Annotated in this window: 16 protein-coding genes; 10 read left to right on the forward strand and 6 right to left on the reverse strand. The window is 56.8% G+C overall.

The features are described 5' to 3' along the window. Positions 1-82: 82 nt before the first annotated feature. Complete coding sequence (locus tag D3871_RS07535; protein WP_119768329.1) at positions 83-1,393, forward strand: hemolysin family protein; 1,311 nt, start codon at positions 83-85, stop codon at positions 1,391-1,393. Positions 1,394-1,555: 162 nt separating this feature from the next. Here the strand turns inward: D3871_RS07535 and D3871_RS30170 are convergent, their stop codons facing one another. Beyond that, positions 1,556-1,723, reverse strand: a complete 168-nt coding sequence (locus tag D3871_RS30170; RefSeq protein WP_158597884.1) for a hypothetical protein — start codon at positions 1,721-1,723, stop codon at positions 1,556-1,558. Here D3871_RS30170 and D3871_RS07540 point away from each other — a divergent pair. After that, positions 1,715-3,718 (forward strand): acyl CoA:acetate/3-ketoacid CoA transferase, encoded by a 2,004-nt coding sequence (locus D3871_RS07540; RefSeq protein WP_119768330.1) that lies wholly within the window; start codon positions 1,715-1,717, stop codon positions 3,716-3,718. The two genes, D3871_RS30170 and D3871_RS07540, sit on opposite strands and share 9 nt — an antisense overlap. A 12-nt stretch (positions 3,719-3,730) precedes the next feature. Here D3871_RS07540 and moaA read toward each other — a convergent pair whose 3' ends face one another. The 3 genes from moaA to D3871_RS07555 all read right to left on the reverse strand — a co-directional run bounded on the left by moaA (position 3,731) and on the right by D3871_RS07555 (position 9,340). Further along, a complete protein-coding gene (gene moaA, locus D3871_RS07545; protein WP_119768331.1) occupies positions 3,731-4,843 on the reverse strand; it encodes a GTP 3',8-cyclase MoaA in 1,113 nt (370 codons plus the stop codon). Between the two features lie 23 nt (positions 4,844-4,866). Then, positions 4,867-6,210: a chromate efflux transporter gene (gene chrA, locus D3871_RS07550; protein WP_119768332.1), complete on the reverse strand. Its 1,344-nt coding sequence runs from the start codon at positions 6,208-6,210 to the stop codon at positions 4,867-4,869. Positions 6,211-6,430: 220 nt separating this feature from the next. Further along, the gene (locus tag D3871_RS07555) at positions 6,431-9,340 is read right to left on the reverse strand and encodes an Rne/Rng family ribonuclease (RefSeq protein WP_119768333.1); all 2,910 of its coding nucleotides are present in this window, start codon (positions 9,338-9,340) and stop codon (positions 6,431-6,433) included. Positions 9,341-10,037: 697 nt separating this feature from the next. On the opposite strand from D3871_RS07555, the gene D3871_RS07560 reads away from it, so the two are divergent. From D3871_RS07560 to D3871_RS07575, 4 genes are read left to right on the forward strand one after another with little or no spacing between them, the layout of a single operon-like run. After that, a complete protein-coding gene (locus D3871_RS07560) occupies positions 10,038-11,045 on the forward strand; it encodes an RluA family pseudouridine synthase (RefSeq protein ID WP_119768334.1) in 1,008 nt (335 codons plus the stop codon). A gap of 52 nt (positions 11,046-11,097) precedes the next feature. Next, complete coding sequence (locus tag D3871_RS07565; protein WP_119768335.1) at positions 11,098-11,757, forward strand: HAD-IIIA family hydrolase; 660 nt, start codon at positions 11,098-11,100, stop codon at positions 11,755-11,757. A gap of 7 nt (positions 11,758-11,764) precedes the next feature. Next, positions 11,765-12,136: a Rieske (2Fe-2S) protein gene (locus tag D3871_RS07570; protein WP_119768336.1), complete on the forward strand. Its 372-nt coding sequence runs from the start codon at positions 11,765-11,767 to the stop codon at positions 12,134-12,136. A gap of 20 nt (positions 12,137-12,156) precedes the next feature. Beyond that, positions 12,157-13,155, forward strand: a complete 999-nt coding sequence (locus tag D3871_RS07575) for a S49 family peptidase (RefSeq protein WP_119768337.1) — start codon at positions 12,157-12,159, stop codon at positions 13,153-13,155. A gap of 305 nt (positions 13,156-13,460) precedes the next feature. Here D3871_RS07575 and D3871_RS07580 read toward each other — a convergent pair whose 3' ends face one another. Both D3871_RS07580 and D3871_RS07585 read right to left on the reverse strand, forming a co-directional pair. Next, positions 13,461-14,213 carry an SAM-dependent methyltransferase gene (locus tag D3871_RS07580; protein ID WP_119768338.1) on the reverse strand — a complete coding sequence of 251 codons (753 nt, stop codon included), beginning with the start codon at positions 14,211-14,213 and terminating at the stop codon, positions 13,461-13,463. 3 nt (positions 14,214-14,216) lie between these two features. Next, complete coding sequence (locus D3871_RS07585) at positions 14,217-14,828, reverse strand: Maf-like protein (protein ID WP_119768339.1); 612 nt, start codon at positions 14,826-14,828, stop codon at positions 14,217-14,219. 111 nt (positions 14,829-14,939) lie between these two features. On the opposite strand from D3871_RS07585, the gene D3871_RS07590 reads away from it, so the two are divergent. The 4 genes from D3871_RS07590 (at position 14,940) to D3871_RS07605 (ending at position 17,960) form a co-directional block, all read left to right on the forward strand. Continuing rightward, the gene (locus D3871_RS07590) at positions 14,940-15,443 is read left to right on the forward strand and encodes a YceD family protein (RefSeq protein ID WP_119768340.1); all 504 of its coding nucleotides are present in this window, start codon (positions 14,940-14,942) and stop codon (positions 15,441-15,443) included. 117 nt (positions 15,444-15,560) lie between these two features. Beyond that, positions 15,561-15,743, forward strand: a complete 183-nt coding sequence (rpmF, locus tag D3871_RS07595) for a 50S ribosomal protein L32 (protein WP_057293158.1) — start codon at positions 15,561-15,563, stop codon at positions 15,741-15,743. A 145-nt stretch (positions 15,744-15,888) separates the two neighbouring features. Next, positions 15,889-16,977 (forward strand): phosphate acyltransferase PlsX, encoded by a 1,089-nt coding sequence (gene plsX, locus D3871_RS07600; protein WP_119768341.1) that lies wholly within the window; start codon positions 15,889-15,891, stop codon positions 16,975-16,977. Further along, positions 16,974-17,960 carry a beta-ketoacyl-ACP synthase III gene (locus tag D3871_RS07605; RefSeq protein WP_119768342.1) on the forward strand — a complete coding sequence of 329 codons (987 nt, stop codon included), beginning with the start codon at positions 16,974-16,976 and terminating at the stop codon, positions 17,958-17,960. The genes plsX and D3871_RS07605 overlap by 4 nt, the downstream gene beginning before the upstream one ends. The last annotated feature ends 3 nt before the right edge of the window (positions 17,961-17,963 follow it).

Here is a 17,963-nt window from a genome sequence, read left to right on the forward strand (position 1 = left end):
ATTTTGTGATAAGTTCTTTGCAATGCGCGATTTCGCCCACGGCGCCTTGCACCCTCACTCTTGTGTTTCATCTACCGCATCCATGGAAATTGCACTCTTATTTGGGCTCATCCTTATCAACGGCATCTTTGCGATGTCCGAAATTGCGCTGGTGACGGCAAGAAGGACCAGACTGCAACGCCTCGCCGAAGCGGGCGATACTTCTGCCGCTGCGGCAATCCGTCTGGGTGACGATCCGAATCGTTTCCTGTCCACGGTACAGATCGGGATTACCTCGATCGGCGTGTTGAACGGTATCGTTGGCGAGGCAACCCTCGCGCAACCTTTCAGCATTTGGTTAAGCAGAATGGGGGTGGAAGCGCCGCTCTCGGGATATCTGGCCACGGGACTGGTGGTGGTCAGCATTACCTACTTTTCCATCGTGCTGGGCGAACTGGTGCCCAAGCGCCTGGGACAGATGAGCCCGGAACCGATCGCGCGCCTGGTAGCGCGTCCGATGCTGTGGCTTGCGGCAATCACCAAACCTTTCGTCAAGCTGCTTTCCGGCTCGACGCAGCTGGTGCTGCGTTTCGTCGGCGTACGTGAAAGCAGCGAACCCAGCGTGACCCAGGAAGAGATCAATCTGATGCTGGCGGAAGGCTCCAGCGCCGGTGTGATCGAACATCATGAACATCAGATGGTGCGCAACGTATTCCGTCTCGACGACAGGCAGATTGCCTCACTCATGGTACCGCGCAGCGATATCGTGTATTTCGACGTGAACGAGCCGCTGGAAGAAAACCTGAAGCGTTTCGAACGTAGCGATCACTCCCGTTATCCGGTGGTACGCGGCGGCTGGAATGAAGTCCTGGGTGTGGCTAATGCCCGCCAGCTGCTCGCGCAAACCCTGCGCGGCGAACAGCCCAGCCTGATGACCAGCCTGCAACCTGCTGTCTTCGTACCCGAATCGCTGACTGGGATGGAATTGCTGGAAAACTTCAAGAACTCCGGCGTGCAGCTTGCGTTCATTGTCGATGAATATGGCGAAGTGCAAGGCATCGTGACCTTGCAGGACGTGATGGAAGCCATTACCGGCGAGTTCAAGACGCATCGCGCCGAAGATGCCTGGGCCGTCCAGCGCGAAGATGGGTCCTGGCTGCTCGATGGACTAATTCCCGTGCCGGAACTCAAGGACAGGCTCAGTCTGAAAGGTGTACCGGAAGAAGAACGGGGGCGTTATAACACCTTGAGCGGCATGATGATGCTGCTGCTGGGTCGCATACCGCAGACCGCCGACCGCTGCGAGTGGGAAGAGTGGACATTCGAAATCATGGACCTCGACGGCAAGCGAATCGATAAGGTGCTGGCGGTTCCGAAACCATCTGAAGGAACGATGGCAGTGCCATCGATGTGATCCGCGTCGGCTGAAGTTGTCAAAAGCATAATCGTCCGATGCTGTCAACCGTCTTGATTGCTATCGTAGTCGTTCCGGGCTGAAAAAGCGCCTGATTGCGGCATAATCCTCCGCATATCTATAGAGCGTTCTCAGCCTGACCGTACCGTCGATCCCGGCCGATTAGCCTACGGTACGGCGTTGCAGGGGGCCGCCGAGGCATCCTTGCCATGGCGTGGCCATGTCGCGTCGCCGCGCCTTGTTCCGCAGGCTAATCGCCTCGGCCTCGTCCGATACAGTCAGGCTGAAAACGCTCTTGCAGTCCGCCACAAAGGAAGACTCATGGTTCATCGCATCTCCGACCCGATGTCGGGAGGTTCCCGGCCATCCAACCGACACAAGATTGTCAGCGCCGCCGAAGCGGTGCGACTGATCCACGACGGCGATACCATAGCAACCGGAGGCTTCGTTGGTATCGGATTTGCGGAAAACATCGCCGTGGCGCTGGAAAAGCGCTTCCTGGAAAGCGAGGAAGAGTTGCTCGGCAAAGGCACTCCTTCCAACCTGACCCTGGTCTACGCCGCCGGGCAGGGCGATGGAAAGGATCGCGGCCTGAACCATCTGGGGCATGAAGGCTTGCTCAAGCGGGTCATCGGAGGCCATTGGGGATTGGTGCCCAAGCTGCAGCAGCTGGCGATCGCCAACAAGATCGAAGCCTACAACCTTCCGCAAGGCGTCATTAGCCATCTGTTCCGCGATATTGCGGCCGGCAAGCCCGGCCTGCTTTCCTCCGTTGGCCTGGGAACCTTCGTCGATCCGCGTCATGGCGGCGGCAAGATCAATGAATCGACGAGCGAAGAACTGGTCGAGCTGATGACCGTAGGCGGAAAGGAATACCTGTTCTACAAAGCGATGCCGATCAATGTCGGCATCATTCGCGGAACAACGGCTGATCCCGACGGTAACGTCACGATGGAAAAGGAGGCGTTGACCCTGGAAGCGCTGGCAATTGCCATGGCCGCGCACAACTCCGGCGGCATCGTCATCGTGCAGGTCGAACGCATCGCCGAGAGCGGCTCGCTCAATCCGCGGCAGGTGAAGATTCCCGGCATCCTGGTCGACTGCGTGGTGGTCGCCGAGAAGCCGGAATACCAGATGCAGACTTTCGTCGAGCCTTATAGCGCGGCTTTCGCCGGCGAACTGCGCGTGCCGATGTCGTCGATACAGCCTATGGACATGAGCGAGCGCAAGATCATTGCGCGCCGGGCGCTCTTGGAAATCAAGCCGAATAATGTGGTCAATCTCGGGATCGGGATGCCGGAAGGGGTCGCCAGTGTTGCGGCCGAAGAAAAGGTGCTGGACCTGGTGACGCTGACGGCCGAGCCTGGCGTGATCGGCGGCATTCCCGCAGGCGGGCTCAATTTTGGTGCGGCAACCAATGCCGAGGCGATCATCGACCAGCCTTACCAGTTCGATTTCTATGATGGCGGAGGGCTGGACGTGGCGTTTCTGGGCCTGGCGCAAGCCGACCGTCACGGCAACCTGAACGTCAGCAAGTTTGGCCCGCGTCTGGCCGGAGCCGGCGGCTTCATCAATATCAGCCAGAATGCCAAGAAAGTCGTTTTCGTCGGTACCTTTACCGCCGGCGGACTCGATATCGCAATCGCGGATGGACAACTGAGTATCCGGCACGAGGGGGCAGCGCAGAAGTTTGTGGATGAAGTGGAACATCGCACCTTCAGCGGCGACTACGCGATGCAGCGCGGGCAATCGGTTCTGTACATCACCGAACGCTGCGTGTTCAGGCTGGTGCACGCCGGACTTGAAGTCATCGAGATCGCTCCCGGGATCGACCTGGAGCGCGACGTGCTGGCCCATATGAAGTTCCGGCCGGTGGTCAGTCCCGACCTTAAACTGATGGATGCGCGGATTTTCCGCGCTATGCCGATGGGGCTGCGCAATGACATCCTCTATCTGCCGCTTGCGCAGCGCCTGGAATACAACCAGAAGCGCAATCTCTTCTTTGTCAATTTCGAGGGATTCGAAGTGCGTAATGTCGCCGACATCGAGGCGATCCGCGAACAGGTGAAAGACTTGCTCGCCCCGCTAGGCAGGAAAGTGCCGGCAGTCATCAATTACGACAATTTTTCGATTACGCCGGAACTGCTCGATGCTTATATCGATATGGTGCAAGACTTGACTGAGCATTTCTACAGTCGCGTCACGCGCTATACCAGCAGTGCCTTCATGCGGAGTTATTTCGGCAGTGCATTCCGGCGGCATGATGCCGAATCCTCGCTTTACGCCAGCCGTGAAGAGGCGTTCTCGCAGTTGTCCAGAGAATAGCGTCGTAACGGCTCAGCCGCCGATATAGGACATTTCGACTTTACGTACGGCCGTCAGCCCCTTCGTATTGGCTGTGCGCAACTCGGAATAGCGGTCCGAACGGGCACGCCACAAATGGGCGACGGCGGTCGATATTTCTTCGTCGTTACGGCCGGTGCGTAGCAGGGCGCGCAGGTCGTGGCCGCTGGTAGCGAACAGGCATGTATAGAGCTTTCCTTCGGTAGAAAGACGGGCGCGGGTGCAATCGTGGCAAAACGCATGCGTGACGCTCGATATCACGCCGATCTCGCCGCCGCCATCCTTGTACTGCCAGCGCTCGGCCGTTTCGCCGGTGTAGTTGGGCTCAATTTCTTCCAGCGGCATTTCCGCGCTGATGCGCCGCACCACCTCGGCCGATGGCACGACTTCATCCATCTTCCAGCCATTGCTGGCGCCGACGTCCATATACTCGATAAAGCGCAGGATGAATGGCGAGCCTTTGAAATGCCGCGCCATGGGAAGGATTTCCTGATCGTTCATGCCGCCTTTGACCACCATGTTGATCTTGATCGGTCCGAGTCCCACCTTGTGCGCGGTTTCTATGCCGTGCAGGACCTCGGCAACCGCGAAGTCGACATCGTTCATGCGGCGGAACGTTGCTTCGTCAAGGGCGTCGAGCGACACGGTGACGCGTTGCAATCCCGCGTCCTTCAGCGCCTGCGCCTTGCGGGCCAGCAGCGAGGCGTTGGTCGTCAGCGTCAGGTCGAGCGGCGCGCCATCCGGCGTCTTCAGCTCGCTGAGCATTGCAATCAGCTTTTCCAGATTCTTGCGCAGCAACGGCTCGCCGCCGGTCAGGCGGATCTTGCGCACGCCATGCGCGACAAAGAGCTTAGCAATGCGCGTGATCTCTTCAAACGACAGCAGGGCTGAATGGGGCAGGAAGGCATAGTCCTTGTCGAATACCTCTTTCGGCATGCAATACACGCAGCGGAAATTGCAGCGGTCGGTGACTGAAATGCGAAGATCCTGCAGCGGACGCGCAAGCGTATCCGACAGCAACCCGGTTGGCGCTTCAAGCGGTGATGGAATGGCCGGCGCTGTATTGAGAAGGCGGTGGTCGGCTAATGGAATGATGCGTTCTGCCATGCTGGCGGCTCTCGACGTTGAGGCTAGTGCAGATAAGATACCACGAGGCCGGCCAGCGCACAGGCACCAATAAGTTTGATCGTGCCTGTCTTGTAACGAAAAAGGGCCACGCCGGCGGCCAAGGCGATTGCCATTGCCGAAAAGTCCCAGGCCTGCAGCGGCTGGTCCAACCGGAATACATGCTCGCCGAAAAATACCGCCAGACTGACGATGACGCCGACCACTGCCGCCGATATCGCCGTCAGCGGCGCGGTCAGCCTGATATTGTCGCGCGTCGCCTCCACCAGCGGACCTCCGGCGAGAATGAAAATGAAAGAGGGCAGAAAGGTGAAGAAACTGGCGACGCAGGCCCCTGCGACTGCGCCGAGCAAGATGCCGTCCGGGCCAAACACTTCCTTGGTCCAGCCACCGACAAAACCGACGAAGGCGGCGATCATGATCAGCGGTCCCGGCGTGGTTTCTCCCAGCGCCAGGCCATCAATCATCTGGGCCGGCGTCACCCATTGAAAGGTCGATACCGCTCCCTGATAGACATAGGGCAGCACGGCATAGGCGCCACCAAACGTCAGCATGGCCGCTTTGGTGAAAAACCATCCCATTTGAGGCAATACGCCGTGGCTGCCATGACGTGCGGCGAGCACGCCCCAAGCCAGCGCACCGAGCGCCAGGCCAAAGGCTGACACGAGGCCTAGCTTCATCCATGAAAAGCGGGCATGCGCCGGTGTAGGTGTGGCATCGTCGATCAGTGCCGGTCCATAGGACGATGGCGCGGACGCTGCATGGCCGCCGCCGGCACGAAACCGGTCCGGACTCCAGCGTCCGCCCGCAAAGCCGATGACGGCCGCACATAAGACAATCGCCGGAAAAGGCAGATGAAAGACAGCAATTGCCAGAAAGGCAGCAACCGCAATGGCGATCAGCAAACCGTTTTTGAGCGACCGTGACCCGATCCGCCATGCCGCCGCCAGTACAATCGCGACGACTGCCGGTTTTATGCCGTAAAGAATGCCGGCAATCACCGGCAAGTCGCCAAAAGCGAGATAGATCCAGGACAGTACGCCGAGCAAGATCAGAGAAGGGAGGATGAACAGAACACCGGCCATTACGCCACCCCAGGTACGGTGCAACAGCCACCCGATATAGATCGCCAGCTGAGTCGCTTCCGGCCCGGGAAGCAGCATGCAATAGTTCAGTGCATGCAGGAATCGCTGTTCGGAGATCCAGCGTTTTTTCTCGACCAGGTCGGTATGCATGATCGCGATTTGTCCGGCTGGGCCGCCAAAGCTGATGAAACCCAGCTTGAGCCAATACCAGAACGCTTCGTTGAGGGAAACGGATGAGGGTTTATCGAGGCCGGCTTGAGTCATGTCGTTATGTTGTCAGCGAATCGGTTCGTCAGGTGCTCCGGGGTGTCCGAGGCTGAATTCTCGGAAATATCTTTGGCAAATGACGTATGGATATGCTTATGCATACGCCGGCACCTGCCTAGGCAACTATCTTTTTTAATGTTGTGACCAAGAAAAAAGGGAGCAACGCTCCCTTTTTTCTTGGAAAGCCTTGCTCCGGCGATATGCGGGAGCAAGTCGATCAACGACGTGTTTCTACCTGAACCAGCGGCTCTGTCGGCAAAGGAGGCAATGGCTTGCGCTCACGCGGTGTGCGCGGTGCCGGAACGATTGCTGCGGCCGCTTCCTGTGCTGCCCGAAGCTTGTCCGGATCGGTCACTGCCTGTGTCAGACCGGCCTGGGCCAATACTTCATGCAACTGGTCGAACTGCATAGCGGCAACGGGGACCGGTGCCGGCGCTGGCGTCTGAACCGGTGTAGGCATGGTCGGTGCGACCGACGCGATCGGCTCCGGTACGACAGGCGCAATCGCTGTATCGGCTGTCGCAGCCGGCGTATCGATTGCGTTGACCGACGGCGTGCTTTGAGCGGAGACGGTATTGTCCGTCGCTACCGTCGTTGATTCCGGTACAGCCGCCTCGCTGTACTCAGGAGCTGGCGACTGGACAACCACTGGAGCCGGGGGAGCCGATTCTTCCTGGATCTGTGGAGTAACGAACATGGTCGTTGCCGGGACTTCCGGCCTCGCCTCGGCCACTTCACTGATTTCCAGCTGAACTGGCTGTGCCGCTGCTGGCGATACCGGTACCACGTCAATAGTTGATGACGTTTCGATATTTTCGCCTTCAGTCGCCGCGCCCAGTTCGCTACCTTCGCGATCACGACGGTTGCGATTGCGGCCACCGCGGCGGCGGCGGCGGCGGCGTTCTTCGCCTTGTTCTCCGGCACCGTCTTCGCCTTCAGGACCGGCAAATGTATCGACATCGGCCGATGCAAGTTCGGCGGATGCCAGCGGAAGCGCCGATGCCACTGAAGGTACAGCTTGCGCCGCGACATTGAGCTGTTCTTCGGTCGTTGCTTCCTTGCGTTCTTCGCGCTGTTTTTGCTGACGCTCGCCGCGTTCACGCTTGCCTTCGCCTTCGCGGGCCTCGCGTGGCTCACGTGGCTCTTTCGGCTCACGTGGCTCCTTCGGCTCCCGTGGTTCGCGCTGTTCACGCGGTTGGCGTGGCGGGCGCGGTTCGCGCTGCGCCGGCTGGGCATCGCCCGCGACCGGAGCGACGGGCTTTGTTGCCTGCTCTTCACGTTCCTCGTTGCGGTCGCGTCCGCGTCCGCGGCCACGGTTGCGGCTACGGCCGTTCCGTTCATTTCGCTCACGGCTTTGCTGGGGCTTTTCCTCGACTACAGGGGCCGGTACGGCGACCGGGACCACCGTTTTTTTACGGAAGAACCCGAACATGCGGCTGAAGAAACCTTCCTCGGCCGGCGGCATCACCGGGGCAGGTGCCTGAACTGGTTCGATCGGCTTGCGTTCGACGATCGGGGCCGGCTGGTCGGGCGTGATGCCCTTGACCACGGCTTCCTGACGCGGACGGACTTCTTCCTTCTGGCGCTTGCCGTAACTGATGTCGGTATCGGCTTCTTCGGCCATGTCGTAGCTGGCCTGAGCTTCTTCCAGGCGCGGATCGTCGTGCTTGATGCGTTCCAGCTTGTAATGCGGAGTTTCGAGATGCTTGTTTGGAATCAGGACGACCGTGACCCGGTGGCGGGTTTCGATCTTCAGGATTTCGCCGCGCTTTTCATTCAGCAGGAAAGCGGCCACATCGACCGGTGCCTGTACATGGATCGCGGCGGAATTTTCCTTCATTGATTCTTCCTGGATGATACGCAGGACTTGCAATGCGGAGGATTCGGTATCGCGGATGTGACCTGTGCCATTGCAGCGCGGGCAGGTAACGTGGCTGCCTTCGGACAGGGACGGGCGCAGGCGCTGGCGGGAAAGCTCCATCAGGCCGAAACGGGAAATCTTGCCCATCTGAACGCGAGCGCGGTCGTAGCGCAGTGCATCCTTGAGACGGGTCTCGACCTCGCGCTGGTTTTTCGCATTCTCCATGTCGATGAAGTCGATCACAATCAAGCCGCCCAGATCGCGCAGGCGCAGCTGGCGCGCAACTTCGTCGGCGGCTTCAAGATTGGTATGGAGGGCGGTGGTTTCGATGTCACTGCCGCGCGTGGCGCGTGCCGAGTTGACGTCGATGGAAACCAGGGCTTCGGTGTGGTCGATGACGATGGCGCCACCGGAAGGCAGGGGAACGGTGCGGGAGTAAGCGGTTTCGATCTGATGTTCGATCTGGAAACGCGAGAACAGGGGAACGTCGTCGCGGTAGCGCTTGACCCGGTGCACCATGTCCGGCATCACGTGGCTCATGAACTGCTGGGCCTGTTCGTAGATGTCGTCGGTATCGATCAGGATTTCGCCGATATCGGGCTGGAAATAGTCGCGGATTGCCCGGATCACCAATGAAGATTCCTGATAAATCAGGAATGCGCCCGGTGCCGACTGGCCGGCGCCTTCAATCGCCCGCCACAGCTGCATCAGGTAATTCAGGTCCCACTGCAGTTCTTCGACATTGCGGCCGATGCCTGCGGTGCGGGCAATGACGGACATGCCGGTAGGCAGGTCCAGCTTGTCCATGGTTTCGCGCAATTCCTGGCGGTCTTCGCCTTCCACCCGGCGGGAAACGCCACCGCCACGGGGATTGTTCGGCATCAGGACCAGGTAGCGGCCGGCCAGCGAAATGAACGAGGTCAGGGCAGCGCCCTTGTTGCCGCGCTCTTCCTTTTCGACCTGGACCATGATTTCCTGGCCTTCGCGCAGCGCTTCCTTGATGGAGGCATTGCGTACATCCACGCCTTCCTTGAAGTAGCTGCGGGCGACTTCCTTGAAAGGAAGGAAACCATGGCGTTCTTCGCCGTAATTGACAAAGCAGGCTTCCAGGGAAGGTTCGATGCGGGTAATCACGCCCTTGTAGATATTCGATTTGCGTTGCTCGCGCCCCGTCGTCTCGATATCGATATCGATGAGCTTTTGCCCATCGACGATCGCCACGCGCAATTCTTCCTGCTGCGTGGCGTTAAACAACATACGTTTCATTTTTTATGCTCCGTGACTCTGAGGTCATTTTCAGTGCTGCATGCGGCAAGGCTTGCCTATGCAGCGAGGTACCGGGATGTACGCGAGAACGGAGTGCTTGAGGGAGGGAACTGCCTTAGTGTGCGGGGGCGCGATATACATACGACAGCGCTGGACCCGCAACGGGGCGCGGATACGGTTGAACAATTTGCCGGGAGCATGCTTCATCCCCGCAGCGCCTATCGAATGAATCGGGCGCAACGTCGGGCAGCAAGCAATTAATTTGAGCCAAACACATCATGGGTCAATCAGAATCGGCAAACAGTGGGCAACCGCATCGACCAGCAAGCATCCCGTTAAATGACGGCACTCGCACTGCGTTCCGGGCCAGTTCTGAAGTAACTCCCGCCATGCCTTGCATGGCAGCGTGTCTCCTCCGACCTTGGACCCGCCACATACGCAACCAAATGCCATCCTACAGGCGTGCTTGCCGGATTTATCCTTTAAATTTCAAGCATTCTTGTCCAACATCGATGCGCGGTATCCGATTGCAACAGCGGTGCAACCCTGATTCGCACAAGGATGATGCATACACATCTTTTCCATCGATTTTGCAACTCGGCGAGGCCGATGGAGACGCCCCTGTGTAGAATGTGCTTTTTATTCTTACACCTGCACCGGTTTTGTAACCGATGCGAAACAAAGTATATCATTCAAAATGAAGGACTTAGCGAGATTTTCTGGTGAACGGACTGAATCTTCGACGCCTGACCAGTCCACCCGTGCTCCCGCTCAGGTCCGACTGTTAACTATTTCAGACGAAGAAGCCGACCAGCGTATTGATAATTTTCTATTGCGCGTCTGCAAAGGCGTGCCGAAGAGCCATATTTATCGTGTTCTGCGCTCCGGTGAGGTACGCGTCAACAAGGGGCGTATCGATCAAACTTATCGTTTGAAGCAGGGCGACGTCGTTCGCATTCCTCCGATCCGCATGGCGGAAAAGCCTGTGAATACGGTGCCTGGAGCCGAATTCCGTATCCTGCTTGAAGATACCCACCTTCTGGTGATCGACAAACCGGCCGGCGTCGCCGTGCACGGCGGATCCGGTGTCAGTTATGGCGTCATCGAGCAATTGCGCGCGTCCAGGCCGGATGCCAAATTTCTTGAGCTGGTACATCGACTTGATCGGGAAACTTCCGGTATTTTGTTGTTAGCCAAGAAACGTTCTGCCCTGACTAACCTGCACGAGCAGATTCGCGAAGGTGAAATAGACAAGCGTTATCTGGCATTGGTCCATGGCGACTGGCAGAATGCGCGTCAACATATCAAGCTGCCCTTGTTCAAGTACAACACACCGGACGGAGAGCGACGTGTGCGCGTTCAGGCGGATGGGCTGCCTTCTCATACCGTGTTTAATCTGATCAGGCGATTCGGCGAATATGCACTGCTTGAAGCTGAACTGAAAACCGGACGCACTCACCAGATTCGTGTCCATCTGGCGTCCAGCGGTTTTCCGATCGTCGGAGATGACAAGTACGGCGATTTCGGCTTGAACCGGGTTTTGCAAAAAGCCGATGGCGCTCGTATTGCGCTCAAGCGCATGTTCCTGCATGCGCACCAGATTACTTTTCGGCATCCGGACAGCGGTAATCCGGTGACTCTTCGCGCTCCGCTTGCGGCGGATTGCAACGAGTTTCTGAAAAGCCTTGAAATTTCAAACGCCTGAGGGCGCCTCCAACTCACTAAATAGAATCTAGCGGCTATTGCTGCGAAAAATCATGACAAGAAAGAAATTTGATCTGATCGTGTTTGACTGGGACGGCACCCTGATGGATAGTACGGCCACTATCGTGACATGTATCCAGGCAGCGGCGAAAGATCTCGGCTTGCCCGTGCCGGGTAACAAGCAAGCGGCTTATGTGATCGGTCTCGGCTTGCACGAAGCCATGCAGACAGTTTTGCCCGGACTCGATGCCAAGCAGTATCCGCACATGGTCGAGCGGTATCGGTTTCATTATCTGACCAAGGACAAGGGACTCACTTTGTTTGACGGCGTGCATGAAATGCTGGCCGACCTGTCGCAACAGGGTTATTTTCTTGCAGTCGCTACCGGCAAGAGCCGGGTCGGACTCAATCGTGCGCTCGACGCGGCCAATCTGTTATCGCTATTCGATGCCACGCGTTGTGCCGACGAAACCTTTTCCAAGCCGCATCCGGCGATGCTTCAGGAACTGACCCGTGAACTTGGGCAGGACATGTCTCGCACCGTCATGATCGGCGACACCACGCACGACCTTCAGATGGCGGTCAACGCCGGCGCGTCCGGGATTGCGGTCCATTATGGCGCGCATGCTGCGCCTGAATTGCAGGAACTGAATCCGATCTATGCTGCAAGTTCGGTTTCCGAGCTGCACGCCTGGCTCAATGAAAATGCGTAAATGATCCATGGGTAATATTGCTATTCCCGTGTGCGAGTCGAACAGCCTGGCGGAGGGCGGCAAAGGCGTGCGCTTTCCCGTCACTGCAGGCGGCGACGACAGTACCGGCTTCGTTGTGCGCTACGATGGCACGGTACGCGGATATCTCAATCGCTGCGCTCATGTGCCTATCGAGCTTGACTGGAATGAAGGGGACTTCTTCGAATCCGGCGGCCTGTACCTGATGTGTTCCACGCATGGCGCGCTCTATACGCCGGAAGATGGACGCTGTGCGGGTGGCCCTTGCCGGGGCGGTCGTTTGCGACCGATCACGGTATTCGAGCGCGACGGGCAGGTATTCTGGGAACCAGACGAATACATCAGGCCGGCGAGAGCCTGATTCACCTTCTAAAGTCATTCATGATGAACGAAAACAATTACGAACAAAATACCGCATCCGCTCCCGCCAATCCGCCGCGCAGGGAAGGGTGGGAACGCGATGTCCTTGAAAAGCTTGCTTTTGCCACCTTGGCGGAACAGCGAGCACGCAGGCGCTGGAACATGCTTTTCAGGTTTCTGACGTTGGCTGTCATTGCCTTCGGACTCTGGATGGCATTTGGAATGACGAACAAGGAAGATGAGATCGTCGGCCCGCACACTGCGCTGATCGAAATCGATGGCACCATCGAATCCGGTACGCCGGGCGCTGCGGACGCTGTGATTCCCGCGCTTAACCGAGCCTATTCGGATGACAGCGCCGTCGGTATTGTCCTGCGCATCAACAGCCCTGGCGGTAGCCCCGTGCAAGCAGGCATCATCAATGATGAAATCTATCGCTTGCGCAAGGCGTTTCCGAAAAAACCGCTTTACGTGGTAGTGGATGAAATTTGTGCATCGGGAGGCTATTACATCGCTGCCGCAGCCGACAAGATTTTCGTCAACAAGGCAAGTATTGTCGGATCTATCGGAGTCTTGATGGAAGGCTTCGGATTTACCGAATTGATGGGAAAGGTCGGCGTCGAACGGCGACTGATGACGGCAGGCGAGAACAAGGGTTTCATGGATCCATTCAGTCCGCAATCGTCCAAGCAGAACGGCTATGCTCAGGATATGTTGAATGAAGTGCATCAGCAATTCATCGATGTGGTCAGGCAAGGCCGGGGAAAGCGCTTGAAGGAAACTCCCGAGACTTTCTCCGGCCTCTTCTGGAGCGGTTCGAAGGCCGTGGAAATAGGTCTCGCCGATGGCTTTGGAACAGTCGATTCCGTCGCACGCGACGAGCTTAAAGCACAGGATATCGTGGACTATACCCAGCACGAAGGATTGTCGGAAAGACTGCTGAAAAAATTTGGCGGCGCGGTAGGTACAGCCGCCATGGCGTCGCTGCGCAGCAGCGTGGAAAGGCCTTCACTGCGCTAACAGTTTCTTCTGCATCGATGCCGTTCCAGAATCTTTGCAGCGCCGATCGAAACTGTCACAAATATGTCTTGAATCTGCCGGCATGCGCTTTATACTGCACTTGTCCGGCTTCAGTTTCGATCCTTTCAGCATAAGAATGTGCAACTAGGAAAAACTCATGATCCGGGCGTAAAGTGCCACGTCTCGGACGCGGCTTTGAGAAGCTTCGGCTTTCTCATGAACTGCCCAATGGGCATGCAAAACGGCGACGCAATGTCGCCGTTTTGCGCATCTGCAGCTTGGAAAATTCGAAGTTTAAAAATTCCTCAGGCTGCAAGGAAAAGGAAGACTGTCGGTTTTTTATGAAAGTCCGGCGTCTTTCCGGCAGCCAATTCGGACTTCCATTTTGCAGCTGGCTGAGTCTTGATTGCTTCCGAGGCAAGGCTTAAGTCGGTGGCAATACAAATCAGCGTGGCAGGGTTACACCCGGACGCCATCGCTTCCAGCAATGCGCCGTTGCGATAAGGCGTCTCAATAAACAGTTGGGTCTGTTTCTCACTGCGCGAACGGTCTTCCAATGTCTTTATCCGCTTGAGCCTTTGTGCGGCGTCAGTCGGCAGATAACCGTTGAAGGCAAAGCTTTGCCCGTTCAAGCCACTGGCCATCACCGCAAGCAGCAATGAAGACGGCCCGACCAGCGGTCGAACGGTAATTCCTTTGGTATGCGCCAGCCTGACAAGATTTGCACCCGGATCAGCAACAGCAGGTACACCCGCCTCGGAAATAAGACCGCCATCTTGTCCGGCCAGCAGTGGCTCTAGCAGTGCCGGCAAGGCATCGGCGCTCGTGTTGACGTTTAGTTCACTGATACGGATTTCCTGTATGGTGCGTGCTAAGGGTACGCTTTGACTGACAAGCTTGAGATAGGCTCGTGTCGTTTTCGGGTTTTCCGCAATGAAATAGCCCAGTCTTGCGGTAAGGGCTTTTACTTCTGTTGGAATGACAGCTGCAAGCGGGTCGTTTGTTGAACCGTCATGTGTGCCGAGCATGTTGGGGACGAGATAGAGAATACCGGGCATAAGTCAGGAAGTAAAAAACGGCACGCCGGCATGACGAAGCATGGAGCAGAGTGCGATAAGAGGTAATCCGGTCAGCGCGGTCGGATCTGTGCTTTCGATCTTTTCGATCAAGGCAATACCAAGCCCTTCGTTCTTGGCGCTGCCGGCGCAGTCATAAGGTTGTTCGATACGCAAATATGCATCGAGATCGTGATCCGGCAGGTCGCGAAAGGTCACGTAAGTCTGGATGTTTTCGCATTGGGCGGCGCCGCTTTGCGTCTTGCGTCCGTCCCATAGGCAAAGCGCGGTGTGAAAGACGACTTGGCGTCCGCGCATCAGCTGCAACTGCCGCAAAGCGTTTTCATGCGTGCCGGGTTTTCCTATTTGCATGCCATCGAGCGTTGCGACCTGGTCCGAGCCTATGACGAGGGCACCTGGCATCTGTCGGGCGATTGTCGCCGCTTTTTCACGAGCCAGGCGTAGCGCGGTTTGCTCCGGAAGTTCGTGCGGCAGCGAAGCCTCATCGATATCGGGCGACACTGCTTCGAAGCGTAGATGTAATCGGGAAAGCAATTCCTGGCGATATCGCGAACTTGACGCCAAAATGAGCTGCGGAGTGGTTGATTGAACTGTCATCTCTTGCACAGCGTATGCATGGTGGCTTAAGAAAAGAAAAGCGTCCTAACGCTTTGACGAATAAGGGAAAAGCCTGTTATTATCGCAGGTTTTCCGGGTTCGGCCTGATCTATGAATGCTTTTGTGATCGACGCCTTCGAGTTCTGTCGCGTCAAGGACCATCGTGAAGGTGAGCTAAAAGTCGCTGAGCTTCCTCGTCTCGCGGAAGAGTCGGTCGACCAGGCAGGCAGTGTTCGCTGGGTGCTGGGCGGCGGCAGTAACAAATACGGGCATCCGCAATTGAGTCTGATAGTGTCTGGCTCGGTAAGGCTGATGTGCCAACGCTGCCTGACGCCATTCGACTATGCGGTCGATTCGGAGTCGGTTTTGATACTGGCGCCGGATGAAGGCAGTGCCGATGAAATCGATGCGTTGCTGGCAGATGAAGACGTGGAAGTCATTGTGGGTAGCCGGGCCTTCGATATCAGGCAGCTGATTGAAGACGATGCGCTGCTGACCATTCCGCTGTCGCCGAAACATGATGCATGCCCGGATCAGCTGGTTCAGGATCAGGAGCCGGCGAAGGATGCCGAAAAGGTATCGCCGTTCGCGGTGCTAAAGAATTTGAAGCAGTAGGTGGCAAACGGCCCATGATGCACGCCGATGAACAAGTGCAGCAGAGTTTCCCAGTCGCCAAGAAATTGGCGGGCTGGAATATGTTAAAATTTCAGATCTTAAGGTTTAGGAGTCATCATGGCCGTTCAACAGAACAAGAAATCCCCTTCGAAGCGTGGCATGCACCGTTCGCACGACCACCTGAGCGTTCCGCCGCTGGCTGTAGAGCCGACTACCGGTGAAACGCATCTGCGTCACCACATCAGCCCGAACGGCTACTATCGTGGCCGCAAGGTCCTGAAGACCAAGAACGACGAGTAATCTCGTTCATTATCCGAAGCTGAAAGCGGCGCAGGGAGTTTGACTTGGCGCCGTTTTTTCATATGCTGTACAGGCACTTCGTGTCATTTTGAATCACGCCAGATCTGGCCCGCTAGCGGTTAGAGCGAGGTACTGAATCAAAACAATGACAATAAAAATTTCCATTGACTGCATGGGTGGTGATCACGGCCCTTCAGTCACGATTCCTGCGGCCGTCTCTTTCGTTAATCACGAACCTGACGCTGAATTGATTTTGGTCGGTCTTGAAGCTGAGATCGGTGCCGAACTCAAAAAACTCAACGCCCACAACCATCCTCGCCTGTCCATTGTTCATGCAACGGAAGTTGTCACCATGGACGACCCTCTTGAAGTCGCCTTGCGCCGCAAGAAGGATTCATCAATGCGTGTCGCTGTTAGCCTGATTAAGGAAGGCAAGGCGCAAGCCTGTGTTTCCGCAGGCAATACCGGTGCATTGATGGCCGTGTCGCGTTATGTGCTCAAGACCATTCCAGGCGTGGACCGTCCGGCCATCTGTTTTCCGATGCCGAATCAGAAGGATTCGCCTACGTACATGCTAGACCTTGGTGCAAACGTAGACTGCGAACCTCAACACCTGCATCAGTTTGCGCTGATGGGATCGGCCCTCGTCTCTGCGCTGGAAGAAAAAACCAAGCCTACGGTCGGTCTGCTGAATATCGGCGAGGAAGATATCAAGGGAAACGAAGTCGTCAAGCAGACGGCTGCACTCTTGCGAGCCGACCATGAACGAGGCATTCTCAACTTCTATGGAAATGTCGAGGGCAATGACATTTTCGAGGGCACCACTGATATCGTCGTTTGCGACGGCTTTGTCGGCAATGTGGTGCTGAAGGCTTCGGAAGGATTGGGTCGCTTCCTCAAGAATATCGTCAAGAGCGAGTTCAAAAGCAATCCCATTAACATGCTGGGTGCGATAATCGCGCAAGGAGCACTCAAATCGATCTCGCAGCGGATGAATCCTTCCCGCTACAACGGCGCCAGTCTGCTCGGCTTACGTGGCCTGGTATTTAAAAGCCATGGCGGCGAAGATGCCTTTGGCTTTGAATGGGCCCTCAAGCGTGCATTTGATGCGGCAAAGCACGACGTCCTTGCCAAGATATCGACTACCATAGCAGCCCTGATGCCGGCGCAGGAAGGCACGGCTGGAGCGGAATCTACAGGCGTTACTGAACCAACTCAACAGAAATCGGCATGACTCTCTATAGCAAAATTGCAGGTACGGGAAGTTATCTGCCACCGAAACGAGTGACAAACAATGACCTCGCAGCCCAGTTGGCGGCCAAGGGCATTGAAACATCCGACGAATGGATTGTGTCGCGCAGCGGCATTTCTGTTCGTCATTATGCGGAGCCTGCGGTTCAAGCCAGCGATCTGGCGGTCGAAGCGTCGAAGCGCGCCCTCGAAATGGCCGGTCTTGCTCCGAACGAGGTTGACCTGATCATCGTCGCGACATCGACACCCGATCATTTCGGCGGATTTCCAAGTACCGCATGCGTGGTGCAGCGCAAGCTCGGTATCGATAATGGCTGTGCGGCGGTCGATGTCCAGGCTGTATGCAGCGGTTTTGTCTATGCAGTGTCGGTCGCCGACAGTTTCATCAAATCGGGCGCGCACAAAAATGCGCTCGTCATCGGCGCAGAAGTCTTTTCGCGCATCCTCAATTTTGAAGATCGCACGACATGCGTGCTCTTTGGTGACGGCGCAGGCGCCATTGTGCTAAAGGCATCCGATGAACCGGGCATTCTCGCGACAAAATTGCATGCGGACGGCAGTCATGGCGACATTCTCTGCGTACCTGGCAATGTCAGTGGTGGAGCGGTCGAAGGCAGTGCCTTTCTCTATATGGATGGCCAGGCTGTTTTCAAGCTGGCGGTTTCAGTACTGGAAAAGGTTGCGAACGAAGCCTTGCGCGCGGCTGACATGACTACATCGCAGATTGATTGGCTGATTCCTCATCAGGCCAATATCCGCATCATGCAGGGCACTGCAAAAAAACTTGGCTTGCCGGTTGAAAAGATGGTGGTCACGGTTGATCAGCATGGCAATACTTCCGCCGCATCTATACCTTTGGCGCTGGACGCTGCAGTCCGGGATGGCCGTGTCAAACCCGGTCACAACGTCATGATGGAAGGCGTGGGCGGCGGCTTCACTTGGGGTGCGGTTCTCGCACGAATGTAATCA

The organism is Noviherbaspirillum saxi, from assembly GCF_003591035.1.
Taxonomy (GTDB): domain Bacteria; phylum Pseudomonadota; class Gammaproteobacteria; order Burkholderiales; family Burkholderiaceae_D; genus Noviherbaspirillum; species Noviherbaspirillum saxi.